Source organism: Streptomyces sp. NPDC058459 (assembly GCF_042721685.1).
Taxonomy (GTDB): domain Bacteria; phylum Actinomycetota; class Actinomycetes; order Streptomycetales; family Streptomycetaceae; genus Streptomyces.
Genome location: NZ_JBHXLV010000032.1, coordinates 1 through 23,848 on the forward strand (window position 1 = coordinate 1; position 23,848 = coordinate 23,848).

A 23,848-nucleotide genomic window follows, 5' to 3' on the forward strand; every position below is an offset into this window, starting at 1 on the left:
CGCCTGCGCGGCCCGATCGCCACCTGGGAGTACCGCTTCGAACCGGCCGGCGAGGGCACCCGCGTCACCGAGACCTGGACCGACGACCGCCGCACCTGGCCGGACTTCGCGGCGGGCGTCTTCGACCGGGTCGTCACCTCGGGCCGTACCTTCGCCGACCTCCGGACCCGCGACATCCGCGTCACGCTGCGCGATCTCAAGCGGGAGCTGGAGCGGCAGCACATGAGGTGAGCGGCCGGGGGCGGTCAGCGGCGGTGGGTGTGGTTCTCCGGGTTGTCCTCCGGGGTCTGCCAGCCGACGCCCGCCTGCGCCTGGGGGCCGCGGCGGGCCTCGGCGCCGGGGGGCGGCGTGGAGAGGCGGCGCGAGCGCGACTTCCTGATGCCCAGCAGCACCGCGCCGAGCAGGAGCACGGCGACGATCACGGCGACGGCGAGGATCCAGAGCGCGCCCTTGCTGGACGCGGCAAGGAATTCAGCAGCGATGTTCATGCAGGGCGGGTACCCCGGCACAGGCGGAGAATCCCTCCTCATCCGCCCCGTCAGCCCTCACCGCGCGCCTGACTGGACCGGACGGAGTACCCGATCCGGCAGGAGCGGTTCGCAACCCGTGCTCATGCCCTTCGGATCGCCTGTGTAACTTGGCAATCGTGTGCGTGTTTCCGCTGGTCAGGGGCAATCGGTGGTCAGGAGGTTTTGACAATGGTTCCCTTGGTTCTGGTACTTCTTCTGGCTCTGATCCTCTTCGGCGCGGGCTTCGCCCTGAAAGCGCTGTGGTGGATAGCGGTGATCGTCCTGGTGGTGTGGCTGGTCGGGTTCTTCGTCCGCCCGGCGGGCAGCGGTGGCCGTCGGGGCCGCTGGTACCGCTGGTAGGCGGACGGCGCGCGGACGCCGCTTGACATGACGAAACGAGGGGCTCGGCCTTGGACAGGCCGGGCTCCTCGTCATGTACGGCGGGTTCAGCGGGCGGAGAGGGCCGTCTCCGAGTCCTCGTCGCGCAGCCAGATGGTGCGCTGCGGGAAGGGGATGTCGATGCCGCCGGCGTCCAGCGCGTCCTTCGCCCGGCGGCACAGCTCGCGGGTGACGGCCCACTGCTGGAGCGGCACGGTCTTCACGGCGAGACGGACCACGACACCGTCCGCGTCCAGCGACTGCACACCTCACGCGCCGGGGTCCTCCAGCAGCACGCCGGAGAAGGCCGGGTACTGGCGCAGCGTGCGGCCGGCGTCCTCCAGCACCTGGTAGACGGTGTCGAGGTCGGCGTCGTAGGCGAGGACGGCGCGGGCCCAGTCCTGGCTGTCGTTGCGGACACGCAGAACCTCGCCGTCGCGGATGTGCCGCAGGCCGCCGTTGAGGTCGCGGACGTGGGTGAGGCGCAGGCCGATGCGCTCGACCTCGCCGATCGCCCCGCCGAGTTCGACGGTGTCACCGACGCCGTACTGGTCCTCGACCATGATGAGCAGACCGGAGAGGTAGTCGGCGACCAGGCTCTGGGCGCCGGACCCGATGGCGAGGCCGACCCACACCGGCGCTGGCCGGCAGCGGGCCGAGCGCGATGCCGACCTGGTCGAGGACCATGGCCGTACCGAGCGGGGCCAGCACGATCGCGACGCCGCTGCTGAGCACCGAGCCGATGGTGCGGGCGCGCTGTTCGGCGCTGGGAGGAGCGGGAGCATTCCCGCATCAGGACGGTGGCCCCGCGTCCGGCACGGCGCGGCGGCCGGGACTCGCCCTCGTCGCCGGAGGGCCGCAGGATGTGCTGGACGACGCGGGTGACGGCCCGCCTGGCGACCCGGCGGATCACTCCCAGGACGATGACGATGAGGGCGATGCGCAGCGGCACCTAGACCAGCGCCGTAGTGTGCTCCTCCAGCCAGCCAGCCAGCCAGCCAGGCCGGCCAGGACGCGGCCGGCTGCACGGCTACGGACGCGCCGGGCTGCGGGAAAGGGTGCGGCGCCGGCACAGCAACTCCGTGTTCGGTGGCTTTCTGACTCGTCGGCCGCGTCTACCCTCGAATGCCGAACGCATGATCACCTGAGCTGAGCGGTCGGGCCGGGTCCACGGACGCGTGTTGCCGGTAGGGCCCCTTAGGGTGTCATGTGCCCGTTCCTGGCCGGGCGTTGCTCCGGGCCGCCGTCCTCTCGGCCCGCTGACGCTCCGGCCACGGCGGGTGACCGTCACCCGTCCCTTCGCGCCCCCACCACCCGGCGACCCACTGGAAAAGAGCAGACTCGAGTCATGTTCACCGACACCCCCATCTTCAGCCGTCTGGTAGCCGAGCGCGGCGACGTGCCCGCCGAGGTGCGGGGCGAGGCCGACCGCATACACCGCGACCTGGCCCGGGTGATGCCTCCCGGGACCCGGCTGCCCGCCGCCGCCTCGCACGCGCCCGGCCCGATGGGTCAGCCCGGCGCCCGCTGACGGTCCCCGGTCACGCCACCCTGCGCAGGCGCACCAGCGCGCTCGCGCAGTCGCCGTCCGGCAGGGCGGGGACGGTCAGGCCGAAGCCCATCAGGGTCGCCCCCGACCATTCCGCGGCGGTGTCCTCGTCGCGGTAACGGGCGTCGGGGTCGAGGCCGCGCAGGCGGAGCGCCGGGTGGGCCGGGCCGAAGGAGGCGCTGGGCCGCCACAGCAGCACCACCGTCCGTTCGGCGTCCGGGGCGACGTACTGGACGGCGGTCAGGGCGCCCTCCCCCGGTGCGAGCAGCCGGTACTGGTGTCCGTGCTGCACCAGCGGGCGGATGTCCTTGTAGACCTCGATGAGCCGGGCCGCCTCGGTGAGTTCGGCCGGTGTCCAGCGGTCCAGGTCTCCGCCGATGCCGAGGACGCCCGCCATGGCCGAGTGGAACCGGAAGCCCAGCGGCACCGTGCGTCCGGTCAGCGGGTTGGGGCTGTCGGTGACCCAGGCCGACATGACGCCCGCCGGGTGGATCTGGCTGAACCCGTGCTGGATGGCCAGCCGTTGCACGGCGTCGGTGTTGTCGGAGGCCCACACCTGGTCGGTGCGGGCGAGCATGCCGAGGTCGGTACGGCCGCCGCCGCCCGCGCACGACTCGATCCGCAGGCGCGGGAACGCGGCGCGCAGCCGGTCGAGGACGAGGTGCACCCCGCGCGCGTGCTCGATGTGGACCCGCCGCCCGTCCGGGCCGCCGCCTTGCGCGCCCGCCTCGGTGAAGGACCGGTTGAAGTCCCACTTGAGGAAGTCCACCGCGTTCTCGGCGACGAGCCGGCGCAGCCAGCCGTACGCCCACTCGGTCACCTCGGGGCGGGAGAAGTCCAGTACGAGCTGGTGTCGCAGTTCGGTGGCGGTGCGGCCGGGCAGGTGCAGCACGTACTCGGGGTGTTCGCGGTACAGGTCGCTGTCGCGGTTGGTCATCTCGGGTTCCACCCACAGCCCGAACGCCATGCCCAGCCGGTGCACCTCGTCGGCCAGGGGGCGCAGGCCGCGTGGGAAGCGCCGGGGGTGCGGGGTCCAGTCGCCGAGGCCGGACCGGTCGTCGTCGCGGGTGCCGAACCAGCCGTCGTCCACGACGAACAGCTCAACCCCGAGGTCCGCCGCCCGCCGGGCGAGCCGCAGCTGGCCCTCCTCGGAGGTCTCGAACCCGGTCGCCTCCCACGAGTTGTAGAGGACGGGCCGCAGTTCCCCGGGGTGGGGCAGGACATGGCGCCGGACATGGGCGTGGAAGGCACGGCTGACGGCGCCGAAGCCACCGGTGGTGTGCACGGCCACGCTGACCGGCGTGACGTGCCGCCGGCCGGGGGCCAGGGCGATCTCCGCTCCCTCCTGTCCCTCCCCCACGACGACGCCGACGGCTCCGGCCGCCGTGCGCTGCACGGTGAGGCGCCAACTTCCGCTGGCGGCGAGCGCGGTGGCCCAGACCTCGCCGTGTTCCTCGTCTGCGCCGCCGGTGTCCAGCGCGACCCAGGGGGCCGCCTGATGACTGGTGTGGCCGCGTCTGCTGGTCAGCGTGGTCTCGCCCACGGCGACCTCGGTACGGGCGAGCCGGTTCTCGTCGGACCAGCCGCCGTGCACGGCCGACATCCGCCAGCCGTGCCGCCGGGGCAGCGGCCAGTGGGCGGCGGCGTGGCGCACGAGGAGCAGCGGGTCCGCGTCGCCGGTGTGCTCGAACTCCGTCCAGCGCTCGATGACGTCGCCGCCGGGCGGCACCCGGTAGTGCGTCTCCCACGCCAGCGGCCGCACCCGGTCCCGCAGCGAGACCACCACGTGCCCCGCGCGTTCGACCCGGACGCCGGTCACCTCGGGCTCGACGGGACTGTGCCCGTCGGCGAAGCGGACCTCCAGCGCGGGCACCCCGAAGCGGGCGCCGCCCTCGACGGGATACTCCTCCACCCCGTCGAGGGGTCCGGCGAAGCTGTTGTCGTGCTCGGCCGGCACGGGCAGCGCCGCCGCGTCCTCCAGGGGCAGTCGCGCACCCCAGTGGACGTGCAGCACGGCACCCCGTGCGCGGTCCACCCGCAGGACGTAGCAGGTGGCCTCGGTGTGCAGGACGACGGTGCCACTGGGCTCGTCGTACTCCACGGGCGGCGTCATGGGCGGCTCTCCTCGCTCGGCGTCACTCGTGTTCGCGGACGACGACGACTCCCCCGGCGGGGACCAGGGCGCCGGAGTCGGTGACCTGGGCGTCCAGCAGGCCGGTGCCCCGGACCGGGACCGTCATGTCGTCGGCGGTGTGGTTGATCAGGAACAGATAGCTGCCCCGCTCACCCGTGCGGCGTATCGCCTCGACCCCCTCGGGGGCGACGGGGAGCACGCCCGCCTCGTCGGCCAGGGTCCGCATCAGCTCGCGCAGGGTGGGGGCGGAGGGGCGGGTGGCGACGTACCGGGCGGTGCCCCGGCCGTGTTCGTGGCGGGTGACGGCGGGGCCTCCGGCGGCCGGGCCGCCCTCGGGCGTGTCCGCGAAGCGCAGTACGGCGGAGCAGCCGCGCGGCTCGACGCGTTCGGCCCAGTCCTGCGCGAGGGTGCCGTCGTCGAGCAGGGCGCTCTCGCCGGCCCTGAGCGGCAGGTACTCGTCGACGCGCAGCCCGAGTACGTCGCGCAGGGCGCCGGGGTAGCCGCCGGGGCGTATCCGGTCCTGGGTGTCGGCCACCCCGCTGAAGCAGCCGACCGCCAGGTGGCCGCCCTGGCGGACGTAAGCGTCGAGGCCGGCGGCGTCCCGGTCGGAGAGGAGGTAGAGGTTCGGGGCGACGACGGCGCGGTAGGGCGTCAGGTCGGCGCCGGGCGGGACCACGTCGCAGGTGAGGTTGAGCGACCAGAGGGCCGCGTACCAGTCCTGGACCAGGTCCGGGTAGCGCAGCCCGCCGGAGGGGCGGGCCTGGAGTTCCAGGGCCCACCAGGCGGGCCAGTCGAAGAGAAGGGCGACCTCGCCGCGCACCCGGGTGCCGGAGACCTCGGCGAGGGCGGACAGCTCGGCGCCCAGGGCGCGGACCTCACGCCAGATCCGGCTGTCGGTGCCGGCGTGCGGGAGCATCGCGGAGTGCCACTTCTCGGCGCCGGCCGTGGACTGCCGCCACTGGAAGAACATGATGCCGTCGGCGCCCCTGGCCAGGTGGGTGAGGCTGTTGCGGCGCAGTTCGCCGGGCCGTTTCGCCACGTTGACGGGCTGCCAGTTGACGGCGGAGGTCGAGTGCTCCATGAGCAGCCAGGGGTCGCCGCCGGCCATGCCCCGGGCCAGGTCGGCGTTGAGGGAGAGGCCGATGTGGCCCTCCGGGTCGGCGGCGGTGAGGTAGTGGTCGACGGAGACGAGGTCGCACTCGGGGGCGAAGGCGTACCCGTCGACCTTCTTCTCCAGGGTGCCCATGAGGTTGGTGGTGACGGGGATACCGGGGGCGAGCCGCCGGAGCAGGGCGGTCTCCGCGCGGTGCCGGGCGAGCAGGGCGTCGGAGGAGAAGCGGCGGTAGTCGAGTTCCTGTCCCGGGTTGCGGAAGGCGGTGGTGTCCCGGGGCGGTTCGATCTCGTCCCAGTCGCCGTACCGCTGGCTCCAGAAGTCCGTGCCCCAGGCCGAGTTGAGGGCGTCCAGGGTGGTGTAGCGGTCCCGCAGCCAGGTACGGAAGGCGGCCGCGCTGGTGTCGCAGTGGCAGAGGGCGTTGTGGTTGCCCCACTCGTTGTGGACGTGCCAGAGCGCGACGGCGGGATGACCGGCGTAGCGGGTGGCCAGCGCGGTGACGAGGGCGTCGGCCGCCTCGGCGTAGGCCGGGCTGCTGGGACAGAAGACCTGCCTGCTGCCGTGGGTGAGCCGGGTGCCGGCGGCGGTGACCGGCAGGGCGTCGGGGTGCAGCCTGGTGAACCAGGGCGGCGGGGCGGCGGTCGGGGTGGCGAGGTCGACGGCGATGCCGTGGGCGTGCAGCAGGTCGAGCACCTCGTCCAGCAGCTCCCAGTCGTACACACCGGGGCGCGGTTCGAGGCGGGACCAGGAGAACACCCCCACGGTCACGAGGTTGACGCCGGCCTCCCGCATGAGGCGGACGTCCTCCCGCCACACCTCGCGCGGCCACTGCTCGGGGTTGTAGTCGCCGCCGTAACCGATGCCGCCGAGGCGGTGGTTGAGGGCGGTGATGGGGTGGCTCATGACTTGACCGCCCCGGCGGAGAGTCCGGCGCGCCAGTAGCGCTGGAGGAGGAGGAAGGTGAGCACGATGGGCACGACGGAAACCAGGGCTCCCACGAGGGTGAGGGTCTGCAGGACGGGCAGGCGACTGGTCTGCGTCTGCCAGGTGAACAGGCCGAGGGTGACGGGGTAGAGGTCGTCGTCCTGGAGCATGACCAGAGGCAGCAGGAAGTTGTTCCAGATGACGACGAACTGGAAGAGGAACACGGTCACCAGCGCGGGCGACATCATGCGCAGCCCGATGCCGGTGAAGATGCGCAGCTCTCCGGCGCCGTCCATCCGGGCGGCCTCGATCACCTCGTCCGGTACGGACGCGGCGGCGAAGACCCGGGACAGATAGACGCCGAAGGGGCTGACGATGCTCGGCAGGAACACCGACCAGAAGGTGTTGGTGGCGTCCACCTCGGCGAACAGCAGGAACAGCGGCAGCGCGAGGGCGGTGGCCGGTACGAGGACGCCGCCGAGGATCACGGAGAACAGCAGCTCGCGCCCCCGGAACTGGTACTTGGCCAGGGCGTACCCGGCGGCGGCCGACAGCACGGTGGCGACGGCGGCTCCCGCGCCCGCGTACAGCAGGCTGTTGAGGAGCCAGCGCACGAAGACGCCGTCCTGCTGCTGGAAGAGCGCGGCCAGGTTGTCGCCGAGGTGCCAGTGCGCGGGCCGCAGTCCGGGGCTGTCGACCAGATCGCCCTGGCTCTTGGTCGCGGAGACCACGAGCCAGTACACCGGGAGCAGCATGTAGCAGGCGGCCAGGGTCATGAAGGCGACGGCGGCCGCCGTGGACACGCGGCCGGTGCGGGCCCCGTTGGTCGCGTGGGCGCCGTCGGTACGGGTGAGCAGGCTCATCCCTGCCTCCTGGTGGTGAGGCGCAGGAACGCGAAGGACAGTGCGAAGGTGACCGTGGCGAGCAGTACGGAGAGCGCGGCGGCCCCGCCGTAGTCGTCGCCGGCGGTGAGGGAGTAGGCGGCGAGGTTGGGGGTGTAGGTGCTGGTGACGCTGGTGGAGATGGACCGGAACACCGCGGGCTCGGTGAAGAGTTGCAGGGTGCCGATGATGGAGAACACGCCGGTGAGGACGAGTGCCGGGCGGATCAGCGGGACCTTGATGCGCAGTGCGATGGTCCAGCCGCCGGCCCCGTCGACGCGGGCCGCCTCCTCGACGTCCCCGGGCAGCGCCTGGAGCGCGGAGTACAGGATGAGCATGTTGTAGCCGGTGTAGGTCCAGGTGACGACGTTGCCGATGGACCAGAGCACGAGGTGCGGTCCCAGCAGGTCGGCCCGGATGCCGGCCGACTCCAGCAGGGAGGTGATCGGGGACAGCCTCGGGTCGTACAGCCCGGCCCACATCAGCGCGGCGACGACGCCCGGAATGCCGTAAGGGACGAAGTACACCAGCCGGAAGAAGCGCTTCAGCCGGGCCACGGCCGAGTCCAGCAGGAGGGCGAGGACGAGGGAGAACAGCAGCATCACCGGGATCTGGACGAGGGCGAACAGGCCGACCCTCAGGATGCTGTCGGTGAAGAACGGCTCCCGTACGACATCGGCGTACTGCTCGAAGCCGGAGAACACCGAGTGGGTACGGCCGAAGGTGCCGCCGGTGCGCGCGGTCTTGTGCAGGCTCTGCCAGAAGGCGTAGCCGACCGGCAGCAGGGTGAACAGGACGAAGGGGACGAAGAAGGGGCCGAGGAAGGCGTAGGGGGCGAGGGACCGGCGGGCCGGCGTGCGCCGGTCAGCGCGTGACATCGAGCGACTGCTTGCGCAGGGATTCCGTGCTGTCGGCGGCGGTCCGCTTCAGTACGTCGCCGAGGGTGCCCTTGCCGCCGGCGACGTCCGAGGTGCCGTCGCTGAGGAAGCGGTAGGTGTCGGTCATCGTGGGACCCCAGGTGAAGTTCGTGTCCACCCCGGCGGACGCCTGCTTGAAGACGTCGAACACCTTCTGGTCGCCGTAGAAGGCGACGGGCTTCTGCAGGGCGGGCAGGTCCAGTCCGGCCTTGGCCGCCGGGTAGAGGCCGCCGGACCGGTTGAGGATCTCCAGGGCCTTCGGGTCGGTGTTGAGCCAGAGCGCGAACTTGGCCGCCTCGGCGGGGTGCTTGCTGCCGGAGAGGACCGCGGTGGTGGAACCGCCCCAGTTTCCGGCGCGGTTGTCGCCCTCCTGCCACTGCGGCATGGGGGCCACCGCCCACTTGCCCGCCGTGGACGCGGCGTTGTCGCGGATGGTGCTGTAGCCCCAGGCGGCACTGACCCAGGTGACGACCTCGCCGGAGTTCCACGCCTTGTACAGCGCGGGCGAGAAGCCCTGGAGGTCGGTGGCGACCAGCTTGTCGTCGATGAGCTTCTGCCAGTAGTCCGCCACCTTGCGGCTCTCCGGCCGGTCGACGGTGACCTTCCAGGCGTCGCCCTTGCGCTCGAACATGGTGGCCTTGTTCTGCCACAGCAGGCCGGTGAACCAGTTCGGGTCGGTCTGGGAGAAGTGGGTGATGTACTTGCCCGCCTTCTTCAGGACGCGCGCGTCGGCCGCGTACTCCGCCCAGGTGGTGGGGGCCTTGAGGTGGAGCTTGTCGAAGATGTCCTTGCGGTAGTACAGGGCCATCGGGCCGGTGTCCTGGGGTACCGCCCAGACGCCGTCCTTGCCGTCCGCGCCGAAGCCGACCTGGGACCAGGTCCAGTCGACGAACTTGTTCTGCGACTCGGCGACCTGGGGACAGGACTCGATGTTCTTCAGACCGCCCTTGAGGCGGAAGCTGGCCAGGGAGTCGTACTCGATCTGACCGAGGTCGGGAGCCTTGCCGGCCTTCAGCGCGTTGGACATGTTCTGGTAGGTGCCGGCGTTGCCCGCCGGGGTCGTACGCAGCTTGACCTGCACGTCGGGGTGCTCGGTGTTCCAGACGCGCACGGCCTGGTCCATGCCGGGCACCCAGGACCAGTACTGCAGGGTGACCTTGCCGGATGCGGGCTTGCAGGAGGAGTCGGCCGCACCGTCGTCCTCACCGCCCCCGCCTCCACAGCCGGCCACCGTCGTGAGTGCCAGGACAGCCGCACCGGCCAGGCATCGTCTTGCGGTGGACATCCGAAGGGACATCGCCATGAGGGTGCTCCTTGCGCTGAGGGTCGAGCTCCGGGGACGTAGTGGGCGCAACCTTCACAACAGGAATCCACAAAAGTCAACAGGCTTGCAAGAATTGACCGAAACCGAGACCGGTCCGTGAGCATGTGATTTCCCCGGAAGAAGCCCGCTGACCTGCAAGTTCCCTGCCCCTTACGGCAGTCGGTGCCACGAGGCGGAATCGATTACGCATCACGGCCCGCCGGCCCGCTTCGGGGCACCGGGGCTCAGACAGAGGCGCGGGCGACGAGGTCCGCCTTGACCCATATCGTGCGGTGGGCGACGCGGCCGCCCAGCCGCTCGCGGAGCAGCTGGGCGGCGGCCCGGCCGACGTCCTCGGCGGGGTAGCGGATGGTGGTGAGCCGGGGCCGGACCAGGGAGGCGAAGGCGGCGTCGTCGTGGCCGATCAGGGCGACCTCGCCGGGGATGTCGATGCCCAGTTCATGCGCCTTGTCCAGGGCGCCGACCGCGATCACGTCGTTGGCGCAGAACACCGCGTCGGGCCGGTAGCGGCGGCGCATCAGTTCGGCGAAGCCCTCCGCCCCGGCCTCCCGGGTATGCTCACCGCGCACCACGAGTTCGCCGGGCAGCGCGGTGCCGTACTGACGGGCGAGCGCACGGAGCATTTCCAGCCGGGGGTCGCCGCCGGTGGCGTCCCGGGGGCCTGCGATCATCGCGATACGGCGGCGGCGCGCGGCGGTCACCAGCTCCAGTGCCTGCCGGGTCGCGGCACGCGCGTCGGGAGCCACCTGGTCGACGGCGCCGAAGGGCACGTCCGCGCTGACCACGGCGGGTATGCCCGCGTCGGCCAGCACCCCCAGGTCCTTCGGCAGCAGTCGGAACGGGGTGATCACCACCCCGGTGAAGCGCTGCTGCACCGCCTCGGCGAGCAGGGCCCGCTCCTCCTCGCGGCGGGCCTGGGTGTCGCACACGACGACATGCAGGCCGAGTCCGCGCAGTTCCTCCTGGAGGGTGGCCGCGAGCTGGGCGAAGAACGGGTTGGCGATGTCCGGCACGATCAGCGCGACCAGGCTGGAACGCCCCGTGCGCAGGCTGCGGGCAGCCGTGTTGACGACGAACCCCAGCTCGGCGACGGCCGCCTCGACGACCGTACGGGTCTCGGGGGCGACGGCGCGCTTGCCGGACAGCACGTACGACACCGTGGCGGAGGAGACCCCGGCCGCACGGGCGACGTCCGCCATGGTGACCCGCTCCCGCACCGCTCACGCCCCTTCCGCGCGCTCACCCTACTTCACCGGCCGTGCAGGGCCGAGGTGCCGGAATCAGGGTGCGAACGGTCCGTCAGCCGACGGCGTCCAGGAAGCGGATTCTCCAGGCCCTGCCCCTGGGGCCGTCGCCGCTCCCGGCCCTTCAGCGCTCCCCGGCGAGTTCGTGGTTGAGGGTCTGGAGGAACTCGGCGACGGTCTCCAGCTGTTCCGGGGTGAAGCGGCGGCGGGCCGCCTCCGCGCCCCGGGCGAGGGGGCTGAAGTACTCGCGGGCCAGCGTGCGCGCGCCGGGATGGTAGTGCAGGTGCACCACCCTGCGGTCGGCGCTGTCGCGGACCCGGCCGATGTGGCCGGCGCGCTCCAGACGGTCCAGGCACGCGGTGACGGCGCCCGAGGTGAGGTCGAGGCGTTCGCGCAGGCGGGAGGGGGTCATGGGCTCGCCGTCCAGGGCGGAGGCGTCCATGATCGCGGCGAGGGCGTGGATGTCCGTAGCGTGGAGGCCGTGCGCCTGGGCAAACGCGTGAGCGATGCGGTTGATCTCGCTGTTCAAGGTCCGCAGGAGGACGGCGTACCCCTGGAGGTCGCTGGGAGGACGCTCCTCCGGGCGTTCGTGCTGCATGAGCGCAAGGATATGATCTCCAGATCCCTCGATCATTGAGATACTCGATTACTGAGATATTTGATACTGAGCTACTTGACCGCTGAGGTAATCGGTCACTGAGATACCTTCGGATCGAGCTACTTGCCCGGCATCCCGCCCACTCCTCCTGGGGAGCGCATGAACTCCGTAAGACGACCGGTCCGCTGGCTGGTCCCCCTCGTCCTCGTGCTCGTCTGGCTCGGCCTGGGCGGAGCCTTCGGCTCCTACGCGGGCAAGCTCGGCGAGGTGTCGACCAACGACCAGACCGCGTTCCTGCCCCGCAGCGCCGAGTCCACCAAGGCAGTCGCCCTCCAGAAGGAGTTCGAGCGGCAGGAGACCCTGCCGGCCGTGGTGGTGTGGACCGGGAAGGACGGCGGCCGGATCACCCCGGCCCAGCGTGCGGCGGCCACCCGGGCACTCGAATCGCTCGCCGGCACCGAGGGCGTGGTGGGCCGGCCCTCTCCGGCCCTGCCGTCCAAGGACGGGTCGGCGCTGGAGGGTGTCGTCCCGCTCAGTCCCGAGCTGGGCGACCGGGTCACCGATGTGGTGGACCGGGTCGAGCGGACGGCGGCGGGCGTCGACGGCACACGCGCCCAGGTCGCCGGACCGGCCGCCACCCAGGCCGACCTGACCCACGCCTTCGGCGGCATCGACGGCATCCTGCTGGGCGTGGCGCTGGCGGCGGTGCTGGTCATCCTGCTGCTGGTGTACCGCAGTGTGCTGCTGCCGTTCGTCGTCATCCTCAGCTCGGTGTTCGCGCTCGGCATCGCCTGCGCGATCGTCTACGTCCTCGCCGACCACGGGGTGGTCCGGGTCGACGGCCAGGTGCAGGGCATCCTGTCGATCCTGGTGATCGGCGCGGCCACCGACTATGCTCTGCTGCTCACCTCCCGGTTCCGCGAGGAGCTGGCGCGGGGTGCCGCGCGGGCGGAGGCGGCCTGGGGCGCGCTGCGCAGCTCGTTCGGCGCCATCACCGCCAGTGCCGCCACGGTGGCGCTCGGCCTGCTCGCGCTCCTGCTCAGCGACCTGACGAACAATCGCGCGCTGGGTCCGGTGGGCGCGATCGGCATCGGGTGCGCGGTGCTCTCGACGCTCACCTTCCTGCCCGCCGTGCTCGCCCTGCTGGGTCACGCCGCGTTCTGGCCGGCCAAGCCCCGCCCGGCGGACGTGGAGACGGGCGGCCACGGCGTCTGGCGCCGGGTCGCGCACCGGGTCGACGGCAGCCCCCGGAAGGTGTGGCTGGCGACCTGTGCCGTGCTCGTGGTGGGCGCGGCGTTCTTCCCGGCGCTCCACTCCAAGGGTGTCCCGCTGGACGAGCTGTTCGTCAACGACGCCCCGTCCGTGTCCGCGCAGCAGACGCTCGGTGAGCACTTCCCCGGCGGCTCCGGGCAGCCCGTGGTCGTCATCGCGGACGCGGCGAAGCGCGCGGACGTGACGGCGGCCGCGGCGAAGACGCCCGGTGTCGCCTCGGCGGCCGCGCTGAGCGCGACCGGCCGGCCGGGCGGCGCCCCGCGTGTGGTGGACGGCCGGGTACGGATCGACGCGACCCTGACCGACGCGCCCGACAGCGACGCCGCCAAGCAGACCGTGCAGCGGCTGCGCGACCGGCTGCACACGATCGACCCCGGCTCGCTGGTGGGCGGTTACAGCGCCCAGCAGTACGACACCCAGCGCACCGCCGAGCACGACCGGAACCTGATCGTCCCCGTCGTCCTGCTGATCATCCTGGTGATCCTCATCGCCCTGCTGCGCAGCCTGCTGCTGCCGGTGCTGCTGGTGGCGACGGTCGCGCTCAACTACCTGGCCACGCTGGGCATCGCGGGCCTGGTCTTCCGGCACGGCTTCGGCTTCTCGGGCACGGACGCGTCGGTGCCGCTGTACGGGTTCGTGTTCCTGGTCGCGCTCGGGGTGGACTACAACATCTTCCTGATGTCCCGGGTCCGCGAGGAGACCGTCCGCCACGGCACCCGTGAGGGCATCCTGCGCGGCCTGATCGCCACGGGCGGCGTCATCACCTCGGCCGGTGTGGTCCTCGCGGCGACGTTCGCCGCGCTGATCGTGATCCCGCTGGCGTTCCTCGTCCAGCTCGCCTTCATCGTGGCCTTCGGCGTCCTCATGGACACCCTCGTCGTCCGCTCCCTCCTGGTCCCGGCCCTGGTCCGCGACATCGGCCCGGCGGTGTGGTGGCCGAGCAAGCTGTCCCACGAGCGGGACACCCCGCGGGAGCGGGACTCGGCCGGGGACGGGGAGCCGGTCGAGCAGCGGCAGTAGCCCTCCCCACACGAGACCGCCGCACCCCGGGTGCGGCGGTCTCCACTTACGCCGGCCTCAGGCGCCGGCGCAGGAGACAGAACTCGTTGCCCTCCGGGTCGGCCAGGACGTGCCAGTTCTCCTCGCCGGTCTGGCCGATGTCGACCGGGCGGGCGCCGAGGGCGAGCAGGCGTTCCAGCTCGGCGTCCTGGTCGCGGTCGGTGGCGTTGACGTCGATGTGCAGCCGGAGTTTTCCGGAGCGGGGCGCAGCGCTGGGGCTGAGGACGAGGGTGGGCTGGGGGCCGCCGAAGCCGGCGCCGGGCGGCCCGATCTCGATACTGCCGTCCGCCTCGCGGCCGAGCTCCACATAGCCGAGCACCTCGCTCCAGAAGGCGGCGAGCCGCTCGGGGGCGGCGACGTCGATGACCAGCTCACTGATGCGGCATGCCATGCGCGTCAGTGTACGGAGAACGGGCGAATCCGGTGCGGCGGAGGCGGCCCCACCGTGCCGTACCGGGGAGCCTTTCGGCATGACCCTCACCGCATACATCGACACGACGCGTCCGGTGGCCACGCTCATCAACGTGTTCACCGTGACGCCGGACCGCCAGGTCGAGCTGATCGAGCTACTCTCCCGCGCCACGGAGGAGACGATGAAGCACCGGCCCGGCTTCATCTGCGCCAACTTCCACGCCTCCCTGGACGGCGAGAGCGTCATCAACTACGCCCAGTGGGAGACCGAGGAGCACTACCGCTCGATGCTGGCCGACCCCGAGGCCAGGGTGCACATGGACAAGGCGGCCACCATCGCCAGCCACGTCCAGCCCCGCCTCTTCCGCGTGGAGTCGGTCCACGTGAGCTGACGGTCCCCGGCTCGGGTTCTCCTCAAGTCCCTTGGCAGCACCGGTCCATGAGCGCCAGGATCGACTCCATGACGGGACTCACGGGACTCAGCAGGGGCCGGGCCTTCGTGCTGCCGCTCAAGGACTCGGACGCGATTCTGGCGGCGGTGCGCGGGGCGCTGGCGGACGCGCCGCCGGAGGAGCGGCCGGGGCTGGAACGGGCCGTCGCTCTCGTGGAGTCCACCGCCGCCGCGTCCGAGGACGCGCTGTGCGCCCGCTGGGTCCGCGCCCGGCTGGCCGACAGCGGTTTCACCGGTGACATCGCCTCGATGGCCGCCCTGCGGGCCCTGCGCAAGGCCGAGCCGGCCCTCGGCCTGCTGACGGCGGTGGAACTCCAGAAGAAGGCGGTGGCTCACCCGGAGTGAAGTCCGGCCCCCAGTCCGAGTTCCCGCTCCCCCAGCGGGGCGAAGAACCGCTCCACGCCGGAGACCTCCGCCAGGGTGGCGGGTGACCAGCGCGGCGAGCGGTCCTTGTCGATGATCTGGGCGCGGACCCCTTCCACGAGGTCGGGGGTGGCCAGGGCCGCGCAGGAGACGCGGTACTCCTGGTCGAGGACCTCCTCCAGGGAGCCGAGCCGGCGGGCGCGGCGGAGGGCGGCCAGGGTGACCTTCAGAGCGGTGGGTGACCTGGTCAGCAGGGTGTCGGCGGCCGCCTGCGCCTCGGGCGAGCCGTGCTCCCGCAGCCGGTCGATGATCTCCTCGACCGTGCCGGCGGCGTAGCAGGAGTCGATCCACCCCCGCCGGTCGGCCAGTTCGCCGTCCGGTGCCGGACGGGCGTGGCGGGCGAGCGCCTCCTCCACCGGGAGCGCGTCGAGATCGGCCACCAGGTCCGGAAGGGCCGCGGACGGTACGTGGTGGTCGGCCAGTCCGCACAGCAGCGCGTCGCCCGCGCCGGTCTGCGCGCCGGTGAGGGCGAGGTGGGTGCCCAGCTCGCCGGGAGCCCGCGACAGCAGGTAGGTGCCGCCCACGTCCGGGACGAAGCCGATGCCGGTCTCGGGCATGGCGATCCGGGACCGCTCGGTGACGACCCGGACGCTGCCGTGGGCCGAGATGCCGACACCGCCGCCCATCACGATGCCGTCCATGACGGCCACGTACGGCTTGGGATAGCGGGCGATGCGGGCGTTCAGCCGGTACTCGTCCCGCCAGAACTCCGCCGAGGCGGTGCCGTCGCCGTCGCGGGCGTCGTCGTGGACGGCGCGGATGTCGCCGCCCGCGCACAGCCCGCGTTCCCCCGCCCCGGTGACGACCACCGTCCTCACGGCCGGGTCCCGCTCCCACTCGGTGAGCGCTTCGTCGATGAGCCGGACCATGGTGTGGTTGAGGGCGTTGAGCGCCCGGGGCCGGTTCAGCGTGAGGTGGCCGGCCCGGCCGGTGGTGCGCACCCGTACGGGAGAGTCGGCGCCGGTCATCCGGTCGCCTCCGCGGGGCCGTGGGCCACGATGACGCGCATGATCTCGTCGGTTCCTTCCGGGTCCGGTGGACGAGCGGGACACAGACGATCTTGCCTCCGCGAGCACCTCCGACGACACCCCCAGGCTTTGGTGGAATATTCAACGACCGCAGAACGCTCCAGCCCGCGAAGGAGGTCTCAGATGGACATCGAGTACTACGACCACGGCACCGCCGCCGAGCGCTGGGAGCGGGCGGGGATGTTCTTCGACGCCAAGGAGTACGCGAACGCCGCGCGCGTCCTTACCGGGCTGGTCGACGAGGTCCCGGAGCAGACCGCGCCCCGGCTGCTGCTGGCCCGCGCCTACTACCACTCCGCCCAGCTGAACCGCGCCGAGGCGGAGCTGCGGATCATCGTGGAGCGGGACCCGGTGGAGCACTATGCCCGGCTGATGCTGGGCCGCACGCTGGAGCGCCAGTCCCGCGCCGAGGAGGCCGCGCCGCATCTGCGGATCGCCGGCGCCCTCGCGGGTGACTTCCCGCAGGATTGAGCACTGGGGGGCGCGCCGTATGAACAGCCGGTTTCGCACCGGCCGTTGGTGCGGCGCGCCCCTCCTCCGCGCGGGCCGGCGTGGCATCCTGGCGCGATGACACCTGTCAGTGATCACGCCCTGGCCGAGCGGGTGGCCGAACTCCTCGCGGCGGGCGGCCCGTTGCCCATCGTCGCGGCCGGGCATCCGGTGCTGCGCCGCCCGGCCGAGCCGTACGACGGCCAGCTCGCGTCCGGGCTGCTCGCCCGTTTCGTCCAGGCCCTGCGCGACACCATGCGCGCGGCCCCCGGTGTCGGGCTCGCCGCGCCGCAGGTCGGGGTGGGCCTGCGGCTCGCCGTGATCGAGGACCCGGCACCGGTGCCGGAGGAGATCGCGGTGGTCCGGGGCCGGGTGCCGCAGCCGTTCCGGGTGCTGGTCAATCCCGTGTACGAGGCGGAGGGCACCGAGGGCGCGTCCTTCTTCGAGGGCTGCCTGAGCGTGCCCGGCTGGCAAGCCGTGGTGACGCGGCACGCGCGGGTGCGGCTGCGCGGGCAGGACGAGCACGGGCGGGAGCTGGACGAGGTGGTCGCCGGGTGGCCCGCCCGGATCGTGCAGCACGAGACGGACCACCTGAACGGCACCCTGTACCTCGACCGCGCCGAACTCCGCTCGCTGTCGACCAACGAGGCGGTGGCGGCCCGCTGGGCGCAGCCGTCACCGGAGGCCGCCGCCGGGGCACTGGGCTTCGAACTCCCTTGACCAGCGACTCAGTTGTCCCGGTAGGCCTCCAGCAGCCGCAGCCACACCTCGCTGAGCGTCGGGTACGGCGGCACCACGTGCCACAGCCGGTCCAGCGGCACCTGTCCGGCGACGGCGACGGTCGCCGACTGGACGAGTTCGCCGACGCCCGGACCGACGAAGGTGACCCCGCGCAGGATCTCCTCGCCCAGGTCGACCACCATGCGGGCACGCCCCCTGTAGCCGTCCCCGTACAGGCTCGCCCCCGCGACGGAGCCGAAGTCGACGTCGACCGCGCGGACCCGGTGCCCGGCCTGCTCGGCCTCCGCGAGGGAGAGCCCCACGGCGGCGGCCTCGGGGTCCGTGAAGACGACCTGGGGTACGGCGTGGTGGTCGGCGGTGGCCGTATGGGGTCCCCAGGGCGTGTCGTCCACCGGGTCGCCCGAGGCGCGGGCCACGATGGCGGCGCCCGCGATCCGGGCCTGGTACTTGCCCTGGTGGGTGAGCAGGGCCCGGTGGTTGACGTCACCGGCCGCGTACAGCCAGTCGGTGCCGGGGACCTGGAGGGTGTCGTCCACTTCCAGCCAGGAACCGGGTTCGAGGCCGACGGTGCCGAGGCCGATGTCGTCGGTCCTCGGGGCGCGCCCGGTGGCGAACAGGATCTCGTCGGCCTCGACGCGCTCACCGGAGCCGGTGACGGCCACGACAGTGCCGTTCTCGCGGCTGACGGACTCCACCGAGGTGCCGGTGCGCACGTCCACGCCCGCCTCGCCGAGCGCCTGCGCGACCAGTTCCCCGGCGAACGGCTCCATCCGGCTGAGCAGGCCCTTGCCCCGCACCAGCAGGGTGACCCGGGAGCCGAGCGCCTGCCAGGCGGTGGCCATCTCGGTGGCGACGACACCGCCGCCGACCACGATCAGCCGGCCAGGCACCGTCTGCGCGCTGGTCGCCTCCCGGCTGGTCCACGGCCGTACCTCGTCCAGTCCGGGCAGGTCGGGGAGCTGGGCGCGGCTGCCGGTTGCCACGACGACCGCCTGCCGGGCGGTGAGGGTGGTGACCGTGCCGTCCTCGCCGGTCACCGTGACCGTACGGGGTCCGGCGAGACGGCCGTGCCCCCGGTACAGGGCGATGCCGACGCCGTCCAGCCACGCGGCCTGGCCGTCGTCCTTCCAGTGGGAGGTGAAGTCGTCGCGGCGGGCGAGCACAGCCCCGGCGTCGAGGGGGCCTTGGTTCGCGGGGGCGAGGCCGGGGAGCCGGCGGGCGTCGGCCTGGGCGAGGACCGGCCTGAGCAGCGCCTTGCTGGGCATACAGGCCCAGTAGGAGCACTCGCCGCCCACCAGCTCGCTCTCCACGATCGCGGTGCTGAGCCCGGCCGCCTGGGTCCGGTCGGCGGCGTTCTCCCCTACGGGCCCGGCCCCGAGCACCACGACGTCGTACGCGATGGTTTCCGTTTCCGTCATGCGGCCAGTGTGGTGGGTGGGCGTCCCTGGGGCCACACACATGATCCGGAAGCGCGGGAATGCCGAAAGGTTTCCCGGCGGGGAAGCTGTAGGGGACCGATGCGGGGAAGACGGGGCACCGAGGCCCGGAATAGCCACTCTGCCGGGCATGTTTCCCCCGGTGGCACTGCCTCCACACCAGGAAGAGGGATCACACCATGAGCGGCACCATGGAGCTGACCAAGGAGAACTTCGACCAGACGGTGGCGGACAACGAGTTCGTACTCATCGACTTCTGGGCCGACTGGTGCGGACCGTGCAAGCAGTTCGCGCCGGTGTACGCGAAGGCCGCCGAGGCGAACCCGGATCTGGTGTTCGCCAAGGTGGACACCGAGGCCCAGCCGGAGCTGGCGCAGGCGTTCGGCATCCAGTCGATCCCGACGCTGATGATCGTCCGCGACCAGGTGGCGATCTTCGCGCAGCCGGGCGCGCTGCCCGAGTCCGCGCTCACGGACGTCATCGACCAGGCCCGCAAGCTGGACATGAACGAGGTCCGCAAGGACATCGCGGCCCAGGAGGGCCAGGGGCAGGGTCAACAGCCCGGCGGCGAGTGAGTCAGCTCGACGCCCGGTGGATCAGGGTGGCGTGCAGCACGGTGCGGACCTCGGGTCCGGCGCCGGGGTGGCGTACGGCGTGGTCGACCAGTTGGGCGAGATCGCGGCCGGAGGGCAGTTCGATGCGGACGGTGCTGAGCCGGGGTCGGAGCAGGCGGCCGAGCATCAGGTCGTCGGCGCCGACCACGGCGATGTCCTCCGGTACGCGCAGCCCCGCGTCCTCCAGGGCGCGCATCAGGAGCATCGCGTACTCGTCGTTGTAGGCGAAGACAGCGTCGAGGTTCAACTCGGGCAGCCGGGCGGCCAGTTCACCGGCCGCCCGTTCGGTGTACGCGAGGGGGAGTGCGGTCACGGCCGCGCCGGTGCCGGTGAGGGCGCGGCGGACGCCCGCGAGGCGGGGGTGGGAGAAGACCTCCAGGCCGGGTTCCTCGGGGAGGATCACGCCGATGCGGCGGCGCCCCCGTTCGTACAGATGGGTGGCCGCACGGTGGCCGACGATGGTGTGGTCCATCAGCAGGGCGTGCGCGCCCTCGACGCGGGCGGGTCCGAGGGTCACCACGGCGCGGGCTCCGGCCCGCTTGAGCACCTCTACACCGCGCGGACCGAGCCCGGAGCCGGGGACCAGGACGGCGACGGGGCGTAACTCGGCCCATGAGCGGGCGACTTCGTCGCCCTCGCCGACGGCGCCGTGCTGGACGACCGTGTAGTCGAGCCGGCCGAGCGCGGCCTGGAGTTCGCCCAGGAAGCGGTGGTAGAGGGGGCCCGTCGGCACGGTGGGGGCGGGCATCAGGACCATACGGCTGTGTCCGGCGCGCAGGGTGCGGGCGGCCGCGTGGGGCACGTAGCCGAGTTCGCGGGCGGCGGCGTGGACGCGGCGGCGCGTGGGCTCGCTGATCCGTACGGCGTCGGTGTCGTTGAGGACGTAGGACACGGTCGCGCGCGACACGCCGGCCAGGCGGGCGACATCGGCGCTCGTGGGCGTGTTCGGTAGCTGCACCATGACAGGGCGCATCTTGGCAGAGGCGCGCGGAGCGGGTGCGGGCGGGGCGAGGTCGTACAGGGCTGGACGACCGAGGGGTGCGCATGAGGACGTGCGAACACGTTCGTCACGAACTTGTTCGCATCGAATGTGTTCGTTACTGTCTCTGCCATGACCCCACCCACCGGCTCCCGCAGGGAGCGACCCGCCAAGTCCGCCCTCACCCGGGAGGGCATCGTGGCCGCCGCACTGGCGATCCTGCGCGCCGAGGGGCTGCGCAAGGTCACCATGCGGCGGCTGGCGCGGGAACTCGACACCGGCCCCGCCTCGCTCTACGTCTACGTCCGCAGCGCCGACGAACTGCACGCGGCCGTCCTGGACGAACTGCTCGGCACGCTCCCGCCCGTCCCCGCCGAGGGCACCTGGCGGCAGCGTCTGGAGCAGGTGCTGACGTCCTGTACGGCGATGCTGCTGGCCCACGCCGAACTGGCGCGCTCCGCGCTGACCGCGCGGCCGAGCGGACCGCACTACCTCCACCTGATCGAGACCCTGCTCGGGCTGCTCGCCGAGGGCGGGGTGCCCCGCGACCGCGCGGCCTGGGGCGTCGACCTGCTGCTCCAGCACGCCACCGCGACCGCCGCCGAGCACGCCGGGGAGGAACCGGCGGACGACTGGCGGACCCTGGCCGGCGTCCTGCGCGAGGTGTCCGGGAAGACCCACCCGCACATCGCGGACAGCACCCCTGTGCTGCTCTCGGGCACCCCGGAGAACCGGCTGTCGTGGGCCTTCCAGACCCTGATCAACGGCATCGAGCGGACCGCCGTACCCGAATGAGCCACCAGGAGGCTGCCATGTCCGGCCCTGTTCCCCCACTCCCCCACCACCCGACAGCCGTCGTCGGCGCCGGGCTCGGCGGACTCACGCTCGCGCGGGTGCTGTACGCGCACGGTGTCGAGGCTGCGGTGTTCGACCTCGACCCCTCGCCGGCCGCGCGCACCCAGGGCGGGATGCTCGACATCCATGACGACACCGGGCAGGAGGCGCTGCGCGCGGCCGGGCTGCACGAGGCGTTCCTCGCACGGGTCCACGTGGGCGGTCAGGCCACCCGGGTCCTCGACCGGCACGCGGCGGTGCACTGGTCGCACGCGGACGACGGCACGGGCGGCCGCCCCGAGATCGACCGGGGCGAACTGCGGTCGCTGCTGCTGGAGGCGCTGCCCGAGGGCATGATCCGCTGGGGCGCGAAGGTGACCGGCGCGCGGGCGCGGGCCGGCGGCCGGCACGAGGTGACGCTCGCGGACGGCACCGCCTTCACCACCGACCTGCTGGTGGGCGCGGACGGCGCCTGGTCGCGGGTGCGGCCGCTGGTGTCGGACGCGGTGCCCGCCTACACCGGGATGTCGTTCATCGAGGCCGACCTGCACGACGCCGGCACGCGGCACCCGGCGAGCGCGGAGGTGGTCGGCGACGGGATGCTGTTCGCGCTCGGCGCCGGACGCGGCTTCCTGGCCCACCGGGAGCCGGACGGCAGCCTGCATGTGTACGCCGCCGTGCGGGCGCCGGAGGAGTGGCTCGACGGCCTCGGCCTCACCGACGCCGAGGGAGCGGCGGACGCGGTGCTCAAGGAGTTCGACGGCTGGCACGAGAGCCTGCGGGCCCTGGTCGCGGACGCCGACGGGCCCCTCATCCCGCGCCGCGTCCACGCCCTCCCGGTCGGCCACCGCTGGCTCCGCACCCCGGGCGTCACCCTCCTCGGCGACGCGGCCCACCTGATGTCACCCTTCGCGGGCGAGGGCGCCAACCTGGCACTGATCGACGGGGCCGACCTGGCCCTGGCCCTGCTCGCCCACCCCGGCGACACCGAGACCGCGCTCAGCGCCTACGAGGAGCGGATGTTCCCGCGCGCCGAGCACTCGGCCACCGACTCGGCCCTCATGGGCGGGACACTGTTCCAGCCGGACGCGCCGGAGCGTCTGTCGGCGATGTTCGCGGGGCACGAACCGCGGGCGGAGCAGCCGCGAGCGGCGCGGCCGTGATCCGGTCGGCCAGGTCGCACCAGCCCGCCTCCAGCCGTGCCATCGGCATGCCGAGCTGGCGGCTCAGATGGTGGATGAGGGCGGGGTCGAGGTAGGCCAGCAGGACCGGGGCGAGGAGTTCGCAGTCCTCGCCGGGCAGCAGTTGGCGCAGCAGGACCAGCAGGTGGGCGCGCATGGCCTGGGTGGAGGGGTGGAGGTGGCGGCGGGTGGGCTCGGGAAGCGCGGCCAGCTGCAGGTCGAGCTGGTCGGCGCACAGGTGGAGCACGGCGACACCGAAGGCGTGCAGCCGCTCGCGCGGGGGTGCGCCGGGGCCCAGCGGGGGCGGGCCGGCGAGGAAGTCGGCCTGGAGCCGCGCGGAGGAGTGGTCCAGCAGGGCGGTGAGCAGTCCGGTGCGGTCGCCGAAGCGACGGAAGACGGTGCCCTTGCCGACCTTCGCCGCCGCGGCGACGGCCTCCATGGTCACCCCGGCCACCCCGTGTTCGGCGATCAGCCGGGTGGCGGCCTCCAGCAGCCGGGCCCGGTTGCGGGCGGCGTCCGCGCGCAGGCACGGCTCGTCGGGGCCGGTGCCGACCTCCAGCAGCTGGATCGTGTCGACGGGCTCCTGGGGCTTCGGGCAGGGCGGCAGAGCGCTGGACATGACGACAGCGTAAAGCATCGGGAAGAAACTGGACCCCGGTCCGTTTAGGGTGGTAGAAATCTAAACGGACCCCGGTCCGGATCGTGTCCCATGTGTTTCACCACCCCTTGGAGTACCTCATGTCCGTCCGCATCCTCGCGCTCGTCGGCAGCCTCCGCGCCGGTTCGCACAACCGTCAGCTCGCCGAGGCGGCCGCCAAGCTCGCCCCCGAGGGCGCCGAGGTCGTGCTCTACGAGGGCCTGGCCGACGTTCCGTTCTACAACGAGGACATCGACGTCGAGGGCCAGGTCCCGGCCACCGCCGCCGAGCTGCGCGCCGCCGCCCAGGCCGCCGACGCGTTCCTCCTGTTCTCCCCCGAGTACAACGGCACGATCCCGGCCGTCCTCAAGAACGCCATCGACTGGCTGTCCCGCCCGTACGGCGCCGGCGCCTTCGGCGGCAAGCCCGTCGCCGTCATCGGCACCGCCTTCGGCCAGTTCGGCGGCGTGTGGGCGCAGGACGAGACCCGCAAGGCCGTGGGCATCGCGGGCGGCAAGGTGATCGAGGACATCAAGCTCTCCATCCCCGGCTCCCTGACCCGCTTCGCCGAGACCCACCCGTCCGACGACACCGAGGTCGCCGCCCAGCTGACCGAGGTCGTCACCCGCCTCCACGGCAACGTCGGCGACATCCTCGCCGCCTGATCAGCCGGTACGCCCGAGGGCCGGAGTCCGCACGGGACCCCGGCCCTCGAGGCGTGCGC

Annotated in this window: 26 protein-coding genes and 1 pseudogene; 12 read left to right on the forward strand and 15 right to left on the reverse strand. The window is 72.6% G+C overall.

From position 1 onward, the window contains the following. Positions 1–231 (forward strand): annotated as a pseudogene (locus tag ACFWN1_RS09125) (SRPBCC family protein); the annotation flags it as partial. A gap of 14 nt (positions 232–245) precedes the next feature. Here ACFWN1_RS09125 and ACFWN1_RS09130 read toward each other — a convergent pair. Further along, on the reverse strand, positions 246–488 hold the full coding sequence (locus ACFWN1_RS09130; protein WP_384359475.1) for a hypothetical protein: 243 nt from the start codon (positions 486–488) through the stop codon (positions 246–248). A 210-nt stretch (positions 489–698) separates the two neighbouring features. Between ACFWN1_RS09130 and ACFWN1_RS09135 the strand changes: the two genes are divergently transcribed. Further along, positions 699–869, forward strand: a complete 171-nt coding sequence (locus tag ACFWN1_RS09135) for a DUF5670 family protein (RefSeq protein ID WP_384359476.1) — start codon at positions 699–701, stop codon at positions 867–869. An 86-nt stretch (positions 870–955) separates the two neighbouring features. Here the strand turns inward: ACFWN1_RS09135 and ACFWN1_RS09140 are convergent, their stop codons facing one another. Further along, positions 956–1,153, reverse strand: a complete 198-nt coding sequence (locus ACFWN1_RS09140) for a hypothetical protein (protein ID WP_384359477.1) — start codon at positions 1,151–1,153, stop codon at positions 956–958. 3 nt (positions 1,154–1,156) lie between these two features. Further along, positions 1,157–1,522: a mechanosensitive ion channel family protein gene (locus ACFWN1_RS09145; protein WP_384359478.1), complete on the reverse strand. Its 366-nt coding sequence runs from the start codon at positions 1,520–1,522 to the stop codon at positions 1,157–1,159. Between the two features lie 713 nt (positions 1,523–2,235). Here ACFWN1_RS09145 and ACFWN1_RS09150 point away from each other — a divergent pair. After that, the gene (locus ACFWN1_RS09150; RefSeq protein WP_384359479.1) at positions 2,236–2,418 is read left to right on the forward strand and encodes a hypothetical protein; all 183 of its coding nucleotides are present in this window, start codon (positions 2,236–2,238) and stop codon (positions 2,416–2,418) included. A 10-nt stretch (positions 2,419–2,428) separates the two neighbouring features. Here ACFWN1_RS09150 and ACFWN1_RS09155 read toward each other — a convergent pair whose 3' ends face one another. The 7 genes from ACFWN1_RS09155 to ACFWN1_RS09185 form a co-directional block, all read right to left on the reverse strand. Beyond that, positions 2,429–4,549, reverse strand: a complete 2,121-nt coding sequence (locus ACFWN1_RS09155) for an alpha-galactosidase (protein WP_384359480.1) — start codon at positions 4,547–4,549, stop codon at positions 2,429–2,431. Positions 4,550–4,571: 22 nt separating this feature from the next. Beyond that, entirely contained in the window at positions 4,572–6,584 is a 2,013-nt protein-coding gene (locus ACFWN1_RS09160; RefSeq protein ID WP_384359481.1) for a beta-galactosidase, read from the reverse strand. After that, positions 6,581–7,468: a carbohydrate ABC transporter permease gene (locus ACFWN1_RS09165; protein ID WP_384359482.1), complete on the reverse strand. Its 888-nt coding sequence runs from the start codon at positions 7,466–7,468 to the stop codon at positions 6,581–6,583. Before ACFWN1_RS09165 ends, ACFWN1_RS09160 begins: the two co-directional genes overlap by 4 nt. Next, complete coding sequence (locus ACFWN1_RS09170) at positions 7,465–8,364, reverse strand: carbohydrate ABC transporter permease (protein ID WP_384359483.1); 900 nt, start codon at positions 8,362–8,364, stop codon at positions 7,465–7,467. Before ACFWN1_RS09170 ends, ACFWN1_RS09165 begins: the two co-directional genes overlap by 4 nt. After that, complete coding sequence (locus ACFWN1_RS09175; protein ID WP_384359484.1) at positions 8,351–9,706, reverse strand: ABC transporter substrate-binding protein; 1,356 nt, start codon at positions 9,704–9,706, stop codon at positions 8,351–8,353. Before ACFWN1_RS09175 ends, ACFWN1_RS09170 begins: the two co-directional genes overlap by 14 nt. 245 nt (positions 9,707–9,951) lie before the next feature. Next, entirely contained in the window at positions 9,952–10,926 is a 975-nt protein-coding gene (locus tag ACFWN1_RS09180; protein ID WP_384359485.1) for a LacI family DNA-binding transcriptional regulator, read from the reverse strand. A 169-nt stretch (positions 10,927–11,095) separates the two neighbouring features. Continuing rightward, the gene (locus ACFWN1_RS09185; protein ID WP_384359486.1) at positions 11,096–11,569 is read right to left on the reverse strand and encodes a MarR family winged helix-turn-helix transcriptional regulator; all 474 of its coding nucleotides are present in this window, start codon (positions 11,567–11,569) and stop codon (positions 11,096–11,098) included. A 159-nt stretch (positions 11,570–11,728) separates the two neighbouring features. Between ACFWN1_RS09185 and ACFWN1_RS09190 the strand changes: the two genes are divergently transcribed. Beyond that, the gene (locus ACFWN1_RS09190) at positions 11,729–13,861 is read left to right on the forward strand and encodes an MMPL family transporter (protein WP_384359487.1); all 2,133 of its coding nucleotides are present in this window, start codon (positions 11,729–11,731) and stop codon (positions 13,859–13,861) included. Between the two features lie 46 nt (positions 13,862–13,907). On the opposite strand, the gene ACFWN1_RS09195 is transcribed toward ACFWN1_RS09190, so the two are convergent. After that, positions 13,908–14,291: a VOC family protein gene (locus tag ACFWN1_RS09195; protein WP_384359488.1), complete on the reverse strand. Its 384-nt coding sequence runs from the start codon at positions 14,289–14,291 to the stop codon at positions 13,908–13,910. Positions 14,292–14,370: 79 nt separating this feature from the next. Here ACFWN1_RS09195 and ACFWN1_RS09200 point away from each other — a divergent pair, with 79 nt between their 5' ends. Both ACFWN1_RS09200 and ACFWN1_RS09205 read left to right on the forward strand, forming a co-directional pair. Then, positions 14,371–14,703: an antibiotic biosynthesis monooxygenase family protein gene (locus ACFWN1_RS09200; RefSeq protein ID WP_384359489.1), complete on the forward strand. Its 333-nt coding sequence runs from the start codon at positions 14,371–14,373 to the stop codon at positions 14,701–14,703. A gap of 68 nt (positions 14,704–14,771) precedes the next feature. Then, positions 14,772–15,107: a hypothetical protein gene (locus ACFWN1_RS09205; RefSeq protein ID WP_384359490.1), complete on the forward strand. Its 336-nt coding sequence runs from the start codon at positions 14,772–14,774 to the stop codon at positions 15,105–15,107. Here ACFWN1_RS09205 and ACFWN1_RS09210 read toward each other — a convergent pair. Continuing rightward, complete coding sequence (locus tag ACFWN1_RS09210; RefSeq protein WP_384359491.1) at positions 15,095–16,153, reverse strand: enoyl-CoA hydratase/isomerase family protein; 1,059 nt, start codon at positions 16,151–16,153, stop codon at positions 15,095–15,097. The two genes, ACFWN1_RS09205 and ACFWN1_RS09210, sit on opposite strands and share 13 nt — an antisense overlap. Before the next feature lie 183 nt (positions 16,154–16,336). On the opposite strand from ACFWN1_RS09210, the gene ACFWN1_RS09215 reads away from it, so the two are divergent. Then, a complete protein-coding gene (locus ACFWN1_RS09215; RefSeq protein WP_384359492.1) occupies positions 16,337–16,684 on the forward strand; it encodes a tetratricopeptide repeat protein in 348 nt (115 codons plus the stop codon). A gap of 96 nt (positions 16,685–16,780) precedes the next feature. Further along, the gene (locus ACFWN1_RS09220) at positions 16,781–17,422 is read left to right on the forward strand and encodes a peptide deformylase (RefSeq protein WP_384359493.1); all 642 of its coding nucleotides are present in this window, start codon (positions 16,781–16,783) and stop codon (positions 17,420–17,422) included. An 8-nt stretch (positions 17,423–17,430) separates the two neighbouring features. Here the strand turns inward: ACFWN1_RS09220 and ACFWN1_RS09225 are convergent, their stop codons facing one another. Further along, positions 17,431–18,861, reverse strand: a complete 1,431-nt coding sequence (locus ACFWN1_RS09225; protein ID WP_384359494.1) for a dihydrolipoyl dehydrogenase family protein — start codon at positions 18,859–18,861, stop codon at positions 17,431–17,433. Positions 18,862–19,058: 197 nt separating this feature from the next. Between ACFWN1_RS09225 and trxA the strand changes: the two genes are divergently transcribed. Next, positions 19,059–19,454 carry a thioredoxin gene (trxA, locus tag ACFWN1_RS09230; protein WP_384359495.1) on the forward strand — a complete coding sequence of 132 codons (396 nt, stop codon included), beginning with the start codon at positions 19,059–19,061 and terminating at the stop codon, positions 19,452–19,454. Between the two features lies 1 nt (position 19,455). Here trxA and ACFWN1_RS09235 read toward each other — a convergent pair whose 3' ends face one another. Beyond that, complete coding sequence (locus ACFWN1_RS09235; protein WP_384359496.1) at positions 19,456–20,454, reverse strand: LacI family DNA-binding transcriptional regulator; 999 nt, start codon at positions 20,452–20,454, stop codon at positions 19,456–19,458. A gap of 150 nt (positions 20,455–20,604) precedes the next feature. On the opposite strand from ACFWN1_RS09235, the gene ACFWN1_RS09240 reads away from it, so the two are divergent. Next, the gene (locus ACFWN1_RS09240; protein ID WP_384359497.1) at positions 20,605–21,267 is read left to right on the forward strand and encodes a TetR/AcrR family transcriptional regulator; all 663 of its coding nucleotides are present in this window, start codon (positions 20,605–20,607) and stop codon (positions 21,265–21,267) included. A gap of 17 nt (positions 21,268–21,284) precedes the next feature. After that, the gene (locus ACFWN1_RS09245; RefSeq protein WP_384359498.1) at positions 21,285–22,469 is read left to right on the forward strand and encodes an FAD-dependent oxidoreductase; all 1,185 of its coding nucleotides are present in this window, start codon (positions 21,285–21,287) and stop codon (positions 22,467–22,469) included. On the opposite strand, the gene ACFWN1_RS09250 is transcribed toward ACFWN1_RS09245, so the two are convergent. Beyond that, positions 22,366–23,124 (reverse strand): TetR/AcrR family transcriptional regulator, encoded by a 759-nt coding sequence (locus ACFWN1_RS09250; RefSeq protein WP_384359499.1) that lies wholly within the window; start codon positions 23,122–23,124, stop codon positions 22,366–22,368. The genes ACFWN1_RS09245 and ACFWN1_RS09250 overlap by 104 nt on opposite strands. 101 nt (positions 23,125–23,225) lie before the next feature. On the opposite strand from ACFWN1_RS09250, the gene ACFWN1_RS09255 reads away from it, so the two are divergent. Continuing rightward, positions 23,226–23,789 (forward strand): NAD(P)H-dependent oxidoreductase, encoded by a 564-nt coding sequence (locus ACFWN1_RS09255; protein ID WP_384359500.1) that lies wholly within the window; start codon positions 23,226–23,228, stop codon positions 23,787–23,789. Positions 23,790–23,848 lie beyond the last annotated feature (59 nt).

Coding starts and splice junctions, on each gene's coding strand:
- ACFWN1_RS09245 (WP_384359498.1), top strand. CDS start 21,285: ATGTCCGGCCCTGTTCCCCCACTCCCCCACCACCCGACAGCCGTCGTC.
- ACFWN1_RS09175 (WP_384359484.1), bottom strand. CDS start 9,706: ATGGCGATGTCCCTTCGGATGTCCACCGCAAGACGATGCCTGGCCGGT.
- ACFWN1_RS09195 (WP_384359488.1), bottom strand. CDS start 14,291: ATGGCATGCCGCATCAGTGAGCTGGTCATCGACGTCGCCGCCCCCGAG.
- ACFWN1_RS09200 (WP_384359489.1), top strand. CDS start 14,371: ATGACCCTCACCGCATACATCGACACGACGCGTCCGGTGGCCACGCTC.
- ACFWN1_RS09135 (WP_384359476.1), top strand. CDS start 699: ATGGTTCCCTTGGTTCTGGTACTTCTTCTGGCTCTGATCCTCTTCGGC.
- ACFWN1_RS09255 (WP_384359500.1), top strand. CDS start 23,226: ATGTCCGTCCGCATCCTCGCGCTCGTCGGCAGCCTCCGCGCCGGTTCG.
- ACFWN1_RS09225 (WP_384359494.1), bottom strand. CDS start 18,861: ATGACGGAAACGGAAACCATCGCGTACGACGTCGTGGTGCTCGGGGCC.
- ACFWN1_RS09165 (WP_384359482.1), bottom strand. CDS start 7,468: ATGAGCCTGCTCACCCGTACCGACGGCGCCCACGCGACCAACGGGGCC.
- ACFWN1_RS09160 (WP_384359481.1), bottom strand. CDS start 6,584: ATGAGCCACCCCATCACCGCCCTCAACCACCGCCTCGGCGGCATCGGT.
- ACFWN1_RS09150 (WP_384359479.1), top strand. CDS start 2,236: ATGTTCACCGACACCCCCATCTTCAGCCGTCTGGTAGCCGAGCGCGGC.
- ACFWN1_RS09250 (WP_384359499.1), bottom strand. CDS start 23,124: ATGCTTTACGCTGTCGTCATGTCCAGCGCTCTGCCGCCCTGCCCGAAG.
- ACFWN1_RS09155 (WP_384359480.1), bottom strand. CDS start 4,549: ATGACGCCGCCCGTGGAGTACGACGAGCCCAGTGGCACCGTCGTCCTG.
- ACFWN1_RS09240 (WP_384359497.1), top strand. CDS start 20,605: ATGACCCCACCCACCGGCTCCCGCAGGGAGCGACCCGCCAAGTCCGCC.
- trxA (WP_384359495.1), top strand. CDS start 19,059: ATGAGCGGCACCATGGAGCTGACCAAGGAGAACTTCGACCAGACGGTG.
- ACFWN1_RS09130 (WP_384359475.1), bottom strand. CDS start 488: ATGAACATCGCTGCTGAATTCCTTGCCGCGTCCAGCAAGGGCGCGCTC.
- ACFWN1_RS09215 (WP_384359492.1), top strand. CDS start 16,337: ATGGACATCGAGTACTACGACCACGGCACCGCCGCCGAGCGCTGGGAG.
- ACFWN1_RS09210 (WP_384359491.1), bottom strand. CDS start 16,153: ATGACCGGCGCCGACTCTCCCGTACGGGTGCGCACCACCGGCCGGGCC.
- ACFWN1_RS09190 (WP_384359487.1), top strand. CDS start 11,729: ATGAACTCCGTAAGACGACCGGTCCGCTGGCTGGTCCCCCTCGTCCTC.
- ACFWN1_RS09185 (WP_384359486.1), bottom strand. CDS start 11,569: ATGCAGCACGAACGCCCGGAGGAGCGTCCTCCCAGCGACCTCCAGGGG.
- ACFWN1_RS09205 (WP_384359490.1), top strand. CDS start 14,772: ATGACGGGACTCACGGGACTCAGCAGGGGCCGGGCCTTCGTGCTGCCG.
- ACFWN1_RS09235 (WP_384359496.1), bottom strand. CDS start 20,454: ATGGTGCAGCTACCGAACACGCCCACGAGCGCCGATGTCGCCCGCCTG.
- ACFWN1_RS09220 (WP_384359493.1), top strand. CDS start 16,781: ATGACACCTGTCAGTGATCACGCCCTGGCCGAGCGGGTGGCCGAACTC.
- ACFWN1_RS09170 (WP_384359483.1), bottom strand. CDS start 8,364: ATGTCACGCGCTGACCGGCGCACGCCGGCCCGCCGGTCCCTCGCCCCC.
- ACFWN1_RS09180 (WP_384359485.1), bottom strand. CDS start 10,926: ATGGCGGACGTCGCCCGTGCGGCCGGGGTCTCCTCCGCCACGGTGTCG.